Source organism: Flavobacterium sp. FG68 (genome assembly GCF_057808895.1).
In genome coordinates this window covers 1-12,105 of the sequence record NZ_JBMDIY010000042.1, presented here as the reverse complement: position 1 = coordinate 12,105, position 12,105 = coordinate 1, and the positions used below count along the sequence as shown (strand labels likewise).

Sequence of the window (12,105 nt, the reverse complement as noted above, 5' to 3'; positions counted from 1 at the left end):
TAGAAAATATGAAAAATAATTACGGAGTAAAAGTAACGGTTGAGTAATAATGAGTATTTTAAAGATTATCTTGTGTGTGATTTTAAATATAGTATTCCCATTTTTATTTATTAATTTATTGATGTTTATAGATTTTTTTGCAAATGGTTCAGGAATGCAATCAGAAGTAAATTATGAAAAATATAAATTTATTTGGATAGTTGTTTTTATTTTTCCTGGTGTTGTTCAATTATTTTTTGTAAATAAGTGTTTAAAATTAAACAACCTCAAATATATTTTACAATTATTAATTTTCTTTATTTATTGTTATATTGGATATAAATATTTTGGCAATGCATAAAACTTTAGAGTTGGTGAAATAAAATTCTATATTTCTAATACGTTGAAAAATTATAGTTATTAAAAATAAAAAGGATGAGCATTATAGGATTTATACTCAAAATTTTTAATAGTGTTTTATATTAGCTGTTTTTACAAAATTGCAATGTAAATCGCTCTCCAAAATGTTCAACTGAAAAACTGCGCAAATGTCTCTGACTTTGCGCATTTTTTATGTTTTTTATGAAAATTAAAACCAAATAAAAGCCTCCTGACTTCGTTTGAAATAATTTATATATTCTCAAATATTATAAACAAAAAAAGCTCCAGATTTCTCTGAAGCTTTGTGTTAGTAGTCCGTGGGGGAATCGAACCCCCCTTACCAGGATGAAAACCTGGCGTCCTAACCGATAGACGAACGGACCTGTTTTGCTAATGCGGGTGCAAAAATGGAACTAATTTTTGAAATGTGCAAAAGGATTTTGAAAAACTTTTTTAGTTATTTTGAAGAAGTTAAAGACCAGTAATTTAGAGATTATAAAAGTTTAAAAAATATCTGACTTTTTTTGTTTTGATACATTATTTTGGTTGTTTGCTTGGTTCTTTCTTTTTCATTGTTCCCAAAATCAGAAATACTTTTTTTAAGTCTGCGGCAGAATTTGCACTGGCAAAAGCGTGAATATATTGGTTCCAGCCTTCATTGCTTCCGCTTTCAATAATCGACTGGATCGAATATTTGCCTTTGCAGTTATATACTGTCCAATCGGCATTTTTGTTTAGAATTTTACGCTGCATTTTTTCTGTTTTACAACTATCACCTGGTTCAAACTGACTTGGATGATTCCCAAAATATAAACCGCCTGAAAAAGCTACTGTAGCTGTCGTGTCTGTAGGATAGAAATAATAAACAGAAAAATCAGGCCCTCTGTTTTCTTTAATTGTATATTTTTTTGGGATAGAAATATAGTAATTGCTGTCTCCAATTTGCTTTTCGGTTAATTGCTTTAAATAAGGATTTTCTGGAATGTGTTTTGTTTTTTTATCAGAACAGCCTAAAATGGTTAAAATTAAAAAGACAGAAAGAAATGAAATTTTCAGATTCAAGTTCATATTTATTTAAATAGTGGTTAGCAAATTTTATTTCCCCATTGCATATGTAATGCCTCCAAGTAAATGCTGTGTAAAAAGAGGATCGCTGTAACTTTCAGGGCTGTGTCCTAAAGCGGTGTAAAACGCTCTGCCGCCATCATATTCGTGATACCAGGCCAAAGGATGATTATCGCCATGTTTACCGCCTTTATACGAAGTTTCATCAATTTTGATAAGCACATTTACATCTGGATTCAAATTTTTAAAATTGTACCATTCATCTTTTCGTTCCCAAATTGCCGGAAGATGTTTTGTAGATGGATGTTCATGATTGACAACTATTAGTTTGGCATTCTGCGGTTCTGGATGGCCGTCAAAAATTCCGCCAATCATTTGTGTATACCAAGACCAGTCTGGTTCGCAGTTTGTAGCCGAATGAATGCCTACAAAACCATTTCCTTTTTCTATAAATTTTTGCAAAGCCAATTTCTGACTTTCGCCCAAAACATGACCAGAAGCGCTTAAAAATATAACGGCTTGATATTGTTTTAAGTTTTTTGAATTAATTGCCAGAGAATCTTCGGTAGCATCTACCAGAAAATGATTTTCCTGTCCCAGTTTTTTAATTGCTGCGATTCCGGCAGGAATGCTTTCATGCCTAAAGCCGTTAGTTTTTGAAAAAATCAGCACTTTTTTGATTTTATCAGGAGTGGTTTGTTCTTTGTTTTTTAGGTGGAAAGAAACTAGAAAATAGCTTGTCAGTAAAATGAAGCTGAATAAAAATGACTTTTTTATTAAAAACTGGTGGTTCATTTTGCAAAATTTTATTTTGGGAAGATAGAAAAAAATAGTTTCTGATGACTGTATTTTATATGATGAAGGTTTTAATTTTTTTCGGATTGTCAGTTCGCTGGAAAATACGTTGTAAGGAGATTTAAAGTTGTTTCATAAATCGTTTTTCGCCTCACTTTTGCAAGCAGCCAGGATAAAAAACTCATAATTAAAATATCTTTAGGGCCGTTTTGAGCAGTAATTATGAAATCTTCTATTGCATTTTGAAATTTTTGTGTTTGTATAATTTCGGGTTTCATTACATATTGTTCTACAAACAAAAGGTATTGAATAACACGTTCTTCATTTACCGTTAAAAGATATTTTTTATAACGTCGTTTAAAACTTTTTATTCGGGATAAAGCCAGTTCAATATTTTCTTGCTGAGTGTGCAGAAGGATTTCGACAACATGCTTTTTTATTGTCCAGTCCATGCCCATTTTTTTTTCGTACCAACTATCAGTATGGTTTAGTTTTGCCATTTCTTTTACGGCATTACGCCCGGCATTTTGCTGTATATAAAAAACGATAAGCATAAGACGAATGTCGTTACTGTCGTTAGGATCTGCTTTTTTGTTTGAAGAAAGAGACTTTTCTGCAATCTCAATTGCTTTTTGAGGATTACCAATATAATTTTCATTGAAGGCTAATAATAAAAAATACCTAAGACAGAAACGCTGATAATACTTCCCAGATTGTTTCTGAAGTTCTGTAAACATCAATTCAAGATAATTCAAAGATTCGGTAAACTGGCCATTTCGGAAATAGAAGTTAGCTATAAAATACAAAATGTATATATGATAGTATAAATGTCTGTCTGTCAGATCGGTTTTTTGGCTAATAAATCTATAGCTTTTAACAACAAAAGGTTGTATAAGTGAGTAATTGTTATTTATAGAAGCATATTCGTTGGCAATAAATAATATTTGATATAGAGATTTAAAAGTTAATCCCTGTTTTAATGATATTCCATGTGTTTCAATAGTATTTTTTATAAGTGCCTGAAAATCTACTATTCGGCCTTCGTGATAAATAGCAGCAAGTTCGCGACGCAAAATGGCATAACCTAAATTGAGCTGTTCCTCATATTCGAGCTGTTTTTTATTTGCTTTAAATTTTTCTATTATTTTTTCAATTGGTTCTGACAAATTGAAATGTGCAAATTGTATCTGAGTCAGATAAATTTCATTAAGAAGACTAAAATGCTCAATATTCAGTGCTATTTCTTCGGCTTTTGCAAGACATTTAAAAGCTGTTTTTATAAGTTTATGTTCAAAAAATAACCGACTTACAACAATAAAACGAAGTATTGTATTTTCTTCTGAACTATCATTCTCAAAACTTCGATTAGCCATGAAATTAATCATGTTATCATAAAGTCTTTTTCTAAGAGCATGGTAAGCATCGGTAGTTTTTTTATCTTCAAAAATTTTTTTATTAAATTTTATATCATCAGTTTTTAATAAATTGAATAACTCTATATTGCCAGTGTCTTTGCGCTTGTTCTTTTTTGACAGATACTGTATAAATGCTTTTTTATCAGCATAATTCATCATATTTGATATTTCCTCGAGAGCATTCATAAATAAGATTTTATCAGGATAAAAATAGTAAAATGTATTTTTATATCATCAGTTTTGTAAATAAATTAGTTTTTACAACTCCTTTTTCATGCTGACATTTGCCTCATAATTATAAAACATAAAATTATGGAACCGCTAAAATCAAATGAATCAAACAACAATTCAGAATCAAAAAATGCAAAATCAAATTACGGAAATAACCCTTTAAAGCCAAGTGCCGCTTTCGTTGGCGCATCCTGGATGACATTACTTATAGGTATGACCTCCTATTGTATTGGTCTTTATAATTCGGCTATGGCTTACAACGAAAAAGGATATTATTTTACCATTCTCCTTTTTGGTCTTTTCTCTGTAATATCAGTACAAAAAAGTGTGCGAGACAGACTGGAAGGAATCCCCGTAACCGATTTATATTACAGTATAAGCTGGTTTAGTACTATTGCTTCTATAGTATTATTAATAATCGGACTTTGGAATGCCAGTTTATTACTCAGTGAAAAGGGATTTTTCGGAATGTCGTTTGTATTAGGACTGTTTTCAGCCCTTGCAGTACAAAAAAACACCAGAGATCTCAAACAATTTGAATCGACTAACCTATAGTTTTAGCGGGCCTCATTACTGTCACAAATTGTACAGTTTTGAGGTTTTCTAACTTTTAAAACCTATGTATATGAAATCTAAATACAAATCACTTATTTATATTTTTGGAGTATTGCTGCTAATAATTAGCATCTTAAATAAAATTTGCTGGATATATATTTGCACGAAATACACGGAATTTGAAGAAACCAAGACAGCTTATCTCAGTTTGTTTCCTAAGTTTATTGCTAATGCTTTTTTCTTGACTATTATTGATGTAATCGCATCGGGAATCGCTGCAATTATCTTTTTTAAATTTAAAAAGAAAGGTTATTTAAAAAAGACATCAAAAATTTTGATGATAATCGCTTTCATTCTTTGTGGATGGAGTATCTTTTCGTTGATGTAATAGCTGTTTTTTTTTAATAAGTTTTCACCTTATTGTTCACTAATTTCAAAATAAAGTTCAGGTAAGATTATTTTGGTTTCCTGCGAAGCTCCTTCCTTATGCCAGTACAATATGAAATTTACCTTTATATTTTTTAGTTCATAGTGTTTTGATTTCATTTCCTCAATTTTCTTAATAAATGACTTTGAGAATTTCAACACAGATTGTCCATTTGAATTTAAGCATTCATCATCCTTAACATATAACGTTTCTCCACACGCTAGTTGAGAAACTAAAATTTGTCTGTTAATAAAATAGTCTAACCAGATATCTTTAAAAGTGGCATGTACAGCAATTTTATCAGGAGCAGTGTAAAATTCAAAATTGTCTATTTGTTCCAGATTTTCTACAGTCAAATGATTGAGATTATTTGCATTTAAGTGAATATTTAAATTGCGTTTAGCTCTGGTCATTGCTACGTATACTTGTCGTTTAGCTTCATCTGCAGCCAGATTAAAGTTCTCAAGTAAAAGAAATACATTATCAAACTCTTTTCCTTTGGCTTTATGAATGGTTGATACAAAAATTGTTTCACCATTTTCATTATAAAAATCCTCTAATTTAGATTCCCGAATTAAAACTTCTAAATCAGATTTGTACTTCTTATTAGGATTAGTGCTTTCAAAATCTTTGATGATATTCTGGCAAATCTCTAATTTGTTGCTGTTACGGAAGGTGTTAATTAGCTCTTGTTTAGCATTGTCCCAAACTTCATCACTAATTGTGTAAATATCAGCACCAACATTTATTTTATCTAGTAAAAATCGAACTTCAACAAGATTGTATAAACTAAAATCATCGTTAGATTGAATTAATTTTGCCTTGATGCCATTTTTTAAAAGCATCCCTGTAACTTTTATAGCCTCCTCGTTAGTTTTTGTGAGTACGCATGTAGTTCCTGAAAGATCTGCGTTAACGATATCAGTTACAAGAGGCGTAATCAAATTGCTGCTTTGATATTTAACAACTTTGATTTTTCCATTATCGGTTTGATTAGCAATGATTGGTGTTTCTTTTAGGCGGTGTTGAATTTGTTGTACGAATTGATTCGAAAATGCAACCAGATTACTTTTACTGCGGTAATTTTCGACTAACTCATGTTTTACGGCCTTGTTATCATAAATGAATTGTTCAAGATATTTAGAACTCGCTCCCCTGAAATCATAAATATTTTGGTCATCATCTCCCACAGCAATAACCCTCATTTCTTCATTCTGTTCCATCAATGCATTTATAAGAGCAAACTCATCTGCATTCATATCTTGTGCTTCGTCAATTACTAAAACAGTCTTCGTAATTTTATTAGCCTCAACATCACCATTTTTAATTCTTTCAACCGTTGTGTTTAAAATATCCGCCGATTTTTCTAAAGTGCCAACTTTACCCAAAAGATCAAAACAGTAAGAATGAAATGTTTTAATTTCAATAAAGTTCGCTGCATTACCAATCAGTTTTAATAAGCGTTTTTTAAATTCGACAGCAGCAGCTCTTGAAAATGTCAGCATCAGTAACTGCTCATGCTTAACATCTTCCATTAAAAGGAGCGAAGCCAGTTTATGCACTAATACCTTTGTTTTTCCACTTCCGGGACCGGCAGCAACAACTATATGTTGTGTTTCATTATCATTAATAATCTTCAATTGTGTAGGGGAGAGCTCACCAAAAAGTTGTCTGAATTTTGCCGGTGTAATATTCCGCTTAATCTCATTTTGTCTGCTGCCTTTAAAATATTTGTTCAAAAACGAACCATAATTCAGTTGGAAATAATCTTCTACAAACTGAAGCGCATTCCTATAATCGGTAATCATTCTTTGGGCATATTCGCCTACAATGTGAATTTGCTGGACTTTGCTCTCGTAAAACTGGTTGAGCTTTTGATAATCGTCTTTCGTATATCTTTTCTTATTATCTTGTTCCGTTCGCTCAATCGTTAAGCTATTATAAACTACAAGAAAACCACCTTCTATCTTTATTGCCTCAATTCGTGAAAGATAGAACAAGGTATCTTCAATATCATAAATGCTTATTTCTTTTTTGAAAAGGCTTAAGCTAGTATCATAAGCAGCTTTTAGTTCATGTACAGAAAACTCCACCAAACTTTCATCTTTATCTGTCTGGTCTTTTGGTGTTTCAGTGGTAGTTTTATCATAACAAAAATCAATGATAAATGCTGCAAGTTCATGCCGCTTTTCAAGTTTATCTTTTAATAATTCTTTGTTTTGAAGGCAGAGAACAGCAATATGATTTCTGGCATGGTCTAAGTTTTTTCTTTTAATCCAGTTTTTAATAGACCAAAAGTTAATTATAGTTTTTAGTTTATTAGTGTTTACATTATCACAATCATTTTTTTCAGCCTGCTCATTTAATTCTTTCAAATGAAAAATACTTTCTTCTTGTTTAAAAACCGAGAGTAAAAAGTTTTCAATTTTGCTGTATGACTCGACTATTGAAAGAGAGCGGTTTTTATTATCTGCATTTTTTATAAAGGCAGTCAGATCCTTAGCATCTGCCAGGATATTTTCCTCACGCAGTAAGTTTATCACATTAATGACTTCTTCTTTTACAATGCCCAAATGATCGCTAATATAGTCTACTCTTGATTCTGGAGTTTCGTTGTTGGCCTGCTTTCTGCTTTTGCTTGAAAAGAGTTTCTTGATAATACGTACACCTTGCTCTTTTTGCTTTTCTTCAAATTTTTGCGAAGTGTTTATTTTATCAATAGCTTCCTGGGTATTTTTAGACAAAATACTGCTGGCAAATATTCTCGGCATATTTTGTCCGCGTTTTAAATATCCTGCGTCTTCAAGGGCAGCAATTGCGGTAGTTACGCGTGTTTCTATTTCTACAACAGTATCATCCCAGCCTGCTTTTCGTGCGATTTCTAATGCTGAATTGGATACTTTAGAACGAAATCTTGTAATGTTCTTTATCGCTTTCCACACCTGCTGGATTTCTTTAATAGAAAGTTTGGTCTGATTTAGCAGAATAAAATGCTTACTAAGATCTTCTTCGTTAAAAAGTACAAAACAATCAGCTGAAATATTTTCATCCCTGCCTGCACGTCCCGCTTCCTGCACATAGTTTTCAAGTGAATCTGAAATTTCATAATGAATGACCAAACCCACATCTTTTTTGTCTACTCCCATACCAAATGCAGAAGTGGCTACCATAATTTGTGTTTCACCACCTAAAAAGGAATTTTGATTCTCGGTTTTCTCCTGTTTATCCATTTTTCCATGGTATGGTTTTGCATTAAAACCATCTTTTGCCAGTTGCTCGGCAAGTTTATAAGCTTTGAGTGTTCTGGATACATAGATAATTGTCGGACAGTTTTTTTCTTCAATTAAATCTCTGACGGTCTGATATTTTTCATCTTCATTTTGCTTTTCAAAAACCTTATAGTGAAGATTAGTCCTTGAAGCTTTTGAAGTGAAAACTTCAAGATCCAGCGATAATTTTTCGCTAAAATAATCCCGTATATCTTCAATTACCTTTTGTTTTGCCGTTGCTGTAAAACAGGACACCGGTATGGCATCTTCAAGATTTTTCTTTTCCTGAATTAACTTTATAAAATCACCAATATATAAATAGTCAACCCTGAAATCTTGTCCCCATGATGAAAAACAGTGTGCTTCATCAATTACGAAACGGGCAATTTTTCGACCTAAAATTAGTCTTTCGATAGTTTTTGAACGGAGAGATTCAGGTGAAATATACAGAATAGAGGCAGAACCATCTTCAATTCTTTCAAATGATTTAGCTCTTTCAATAGGGTCTAAAAGCCCATTAATAGTAACTGCTTCTGTTATTCCGTTTTTTTCAAGATTGTCAACCTGATCTTTCATTAACGACTGAAGCGGAGAAATTACGATGGTTAATCCTTTAGAGTTTTCAGCACTCATAAGTGCCGGAACCTGAAATGTAATTGATTTTCCGCCGCCAGTTGGGAAAACAGCCAGTACCGACTTGTTGTTAACAGCAGCCTTAACGGCTTTTTCCTGAAGTGGTTCGCCGCCATAAGTTCTATAAGAATCAAAACCAAAGAACTTTTTTAATCCTTTATAGATATCTAGAGCGTTGTCGCAGTAAATACAGCCAGTTACACAAGGTTTGCTCCGTAATAATAGCATTACACGTTCCACATCGGTGTAATTTTTAAGAACCCATGGAGGCGTAATGGAATGAACTTTTTTATGAATGATAAATGAATTAATCAGAGACAGGCAATATGCCAGTTCAATAGGATTTTCAGAAATTATTTTGGCTAAATCTGACTGTTCACAAATTTCACCGCGGAATTTTAATCTAATCTCAGCTTCTGGATCAGAGCTTATATTTTTATAATTCACAAACCGAAAAAAAGCTCCAAATTCTTTTGTACGATTTAAAAGGAGATAAAAAATTTCCTTAAGTGTTTTATCGGTTTGCCAAAAAGCGGCAACTTCACTATTGAATAAATCTCTTGCTTTAATAGAATCGTTTAACGGGTTGTTTGTGTCTTCAGTCTGAAGTTTATCATCTTTTAATAAGGAATGGTAAGGCTTAGTTGGAAATAACAAAGGAGATAAATGTAAAGTGTCAATTATATTTGAAGGGTTAATACCAGCATCATAAATTGCTTTGCCTATATATTTTATATCGTGATTTAAAATGTTGTGACCGCATACATAATTGTCACCTTTAAGGAATTCAATAAAATCTCCTATAGATGTTTTATGAAATTGATTGCCGTTTTCTTTAATTGCACCTATGTCAAGGATTTTACCTTTTGTAGGTTCAATTTCGGTATCAATGAAGGTAATTAAACGGGTATTATTTTGTTCATCTATTAGCATTAAACTCAATAAGATTATGTTTTGGTTTTTTATTAAGATGTAAAGACGCAAATATTTAAAGGCGAGGATGATAGATAGCTAATTTAGGGTTTAATTTCTAAATTTGAAATAGTTTAAATAAGATTTTTTATGTTAAATGGATTTAAGAGATGGATATAGGTCCTCTCAATAATAAGTAAAATAAAAAGCTTCAGAGAAATCTGGAGCTTTTTTATTGCAGGAACCATTCTGACAAAAACTTTAGAATTAAAAACTGAATTCGTATATTGTTCTTCTAAAATTAAAATAGTTGCCTTCAAACTTTTTCAGTTCATTTTAATAGAAATCATCTAGATTATGAAAAAAACATTAATGCTCTTTATTGCAATCTTAGCTTTTACAGCGTGTTCAAAACATCAAGAAAAGAAAAATGTTGCTATCACCGGAATAGATTCTACATTGCGGCCTGGTAATGACTTTTTTAAATATGTAAATGGCAAATGGTACGATTCTGTATCAATACCTGCATCTCAGGCAGGAGTTGGTGCTTACATGTTTATGAATTTTCCACAACGAATGCGCCTGCAGGGAATACTGGATAGTGTTTCGAAAAGCAAAAATGCAACAGGAAGTACAGCACAAAAGGTAGGAGACTTTTATGCATCTGGTATGGATACTGTAACCATTAACAAACGCGGTTATGAACCTGTCAAGCCTCTACTTGCAAAAATTGAAGCAATTAAAGATTTGCCGTCATTAATGAACTTTGTAGTTAATGAAGTAAAAGTGGGCAATTCTTCTATTATAGGTTTTACAGTCACACCCGATGATAAAAACAGCAAAATGAACATTGCTCAACTTTATCAAACAGGCATCGGATTGCCTGACAGGGATTACTATTTCAAGTCAGATTCATCAACTGTTGCCATACAGGAATCATACAAAAAATACCTTACAGCCTTATTTCAACAAACAGGAAGCAATGCACAAGAAGCTAAAAAGAATGCTGATTTAGTTTATGATATTGATAAAAAACTTGCAGTTTCGCATAAAACAAAAGTTGAACTTAGAGATGTGCAGGCAAATTATAATAAAATGGCTGTGACAGATCTTGTAAAAAAACATCCCAACATAAACTGGACTGCTTTTTTAAATAATTTAGGTGCTAAAACCGATTCTATTAATGTTGGCCAGCCTGCTTATTATGATGTCCTAAATAAACTTTTAAAAACCATTCCTATTGATAATTGGAAAATTTATCTGAAAGCAAATTCTCTGGAACGATATGCAGATGATTTAAGCAAACCTTTTGTAGATGCTTTATTTGAGTACACCAAAGTGCTTTCTGGTCAGGCTGTTCAAAAATCACGCGGCGAAAAAATGGCTAATGTTATTGACAATTATTTAGGCGAAGCGCTAGGCGAATTGTATGTGAAGAAATATTTTTCTGAAGATGCCAAAAAACGTATGCTGGTTCTCGTAAATAATTTACAAAAAGCCTATGCCAAAAGAATTGATAAATTAGAATGGATGAGCCCTGCTACAAAACAAAAAGCAAAAGAAAAATTGTTTGCCATTACTAAAAAAATAGGATACCCAGATAAATGGAGAGACTATAGCAATGTGCAAATAGGCAGGGATACCTATTTTGAGAATATGGTTTCGGCCTCTAAAGCTGCATATCAATTTCAATTGGCAAAATTGGGTAAACCAGTCGATAAATCAGAATGGTATACTACAACTCCAACAGTTACAGCTTATAATAATCCTACTGCAAATGAAATTGTTTTTCCTGCAGGTATTTTACAAGCCCCATATTTTGATAATAATGCAGATGATGCACTTAATTATGGAGGAATTGGAATGGTTATAGGTCATGAAATAACGCATACTTTTGATGATCAGGGTGCTCAATATGATAAAAATGGAAACCTGAAAAACTGGTGGACAAAAGAAGATTATGCACAGTTTAAGTCAAGAATACAACAGGTTATTAATTTGTATAATACCTATACTGTTTTAGGAGATTTACACATTAATGGCGCAATGACAGTTGGCGAAAATACGGCAGATATTGCCGGAATAGCAGTTGCTTATGATGCTTTTAAAATGACCGAACAAGGAAAAGGAAACACAAAAATAGATGGTTTTACGCCAGACCAGCGCTTCTTTATTTCTATAGCCAAAATTTGGAGAGTAAAAATGAAAGACGAATTCCTGCGTTTGTGGATTAACAATAACCCACATTCGCCGCCAAACTGGCGTGTTAATGGCCCTCTAATGAATACGACACCTTTTTACAACGCATTTAATGTAAAACCTGGAGATAAAATGTTTTTGGCAGAGAAAGACAGAATAACGATTTGGTAATAATCTAGTTTCTGTAAATATGTCTTGTCCTGAAATAGCGATACAAAAAAAAAGATCGTTATGGAAAAACAAA

Annotated in this window: 7 protein-coding genes and 1 tRNA gene; 3 read left to right on the top strand and 5 right to left on the bottom strand. The window is 32.2% G+C overall.

Features of this window, described 5'->3' with window-relative positions; all coding sequences use genetic code 11:
- Positions 1-671: 671 nt before the first annotated feature.
- From ACODSB_RS21160 to ACODSB_RS21145, 4 genes are all read right to left on the bottom strand, one after another.
- Positions 672-743, bottom strand: a tRNA-Glu gene (locus ACODSB_RS21160).
- Positions 744-897: 154 nt separating this feature from the next.
- Positions 898-1,428, bottom strand: coding sequence for a hypothetical protein (locus ACODSB_RS21155; RefSeq protein ID WP_488938481.1), 531 nt, complete (start codon positions 1,426-1,428; stop codon positions 898-900).
- Between the two features lie 27 nt (positions 1,429-1,455).
- Entirely contained in the window at positions 1,456-2,220 is a 765-nt protein-coding gene (locus ACODSB_RS21150) for a ThuA domain-containing protein (RefSeq protein WP_488938480.1), read from the bottom strand.
- Positions 2,221-2,309: 89 nt separating this feature from the next.
- Positions 2,310-3,791, bottom strand: a complete 1,482-nt coding sequence (locus ACODSB_RS21145; protein WP_488938479.1) for a hypothetical protein — start codon at positions 3,789-3,791, stop codon at positions 2,310-2,312.
- Positions 3,792-3,947: 156 nt separating this feature from the next.
- Here ACODSB_RS21145 and yiaA point away from each other — a divergent pair, with 156 nt between their 5' ends.
- Positions 3,948-4,421 carry an inner membrane protein YiaA gene (yiaA, locus tag ACODSB_RS21140; RefSeq protein WP_488938478.1) on the top strand — a complete coding sequence of 158 codons (474 nt, stop codon included), beginning with the start codon at positions 3,948-3,950 and terminating at the stop codon, positions 4,419-4,421.
- A gap of 70 nt (positions 4,422-4,491) precedes the next feature.
- The gene (locus ACODSB_RS21135) at positions 4,492-4,809 is read left to right on the top strand and encodes a hypothetical protein (RefSeq protein ID WP_488938477.1); all 318 of its coding nucleotides are present in this window, start codon (positions 4,492-4,494) and stop codon (positions 4,807-4,809) included.
- A gap of 29 nt (positions 4,810-4,838) precedes the next feature.
- On the opposite strand, the gene ACODSB_RS21130 is transcribed toward ACODSB_RS21135, so the two are convergent.
- The gene (locus ACODSB_RS21130; protein ID WP_488938499.1) at positions 4,839-9,683 is read right to left on the bottom strand and encodes a RecQ family ATP-dependent DNA helicase; all 4,845 of its coding nucleotides are present in this window, start codon (positions 9,681-9,683) and stop codon (positions 4,839-4,841) included.
- Positions 9,684-10,019: 336 nt separating this feature from the next.
- Here ACODSB_RS21130 and ACODSB_RS21125 point away from each other — a divergent pair, with 336 nt between their 5' ends.
- Complete coding sequence (locus ACODSB_RS21125; protein ID WP_488938476.1) at positions 10,020-12,032, top strand: M13 family metallopeptidase; 2,013 nt, start codon at positions 10,020-10,022, stop codon at positions 12,030-12,032.
- The last annotated feature ends 73 nt before the right edge of the window (positions 12,033-12,105 follow it).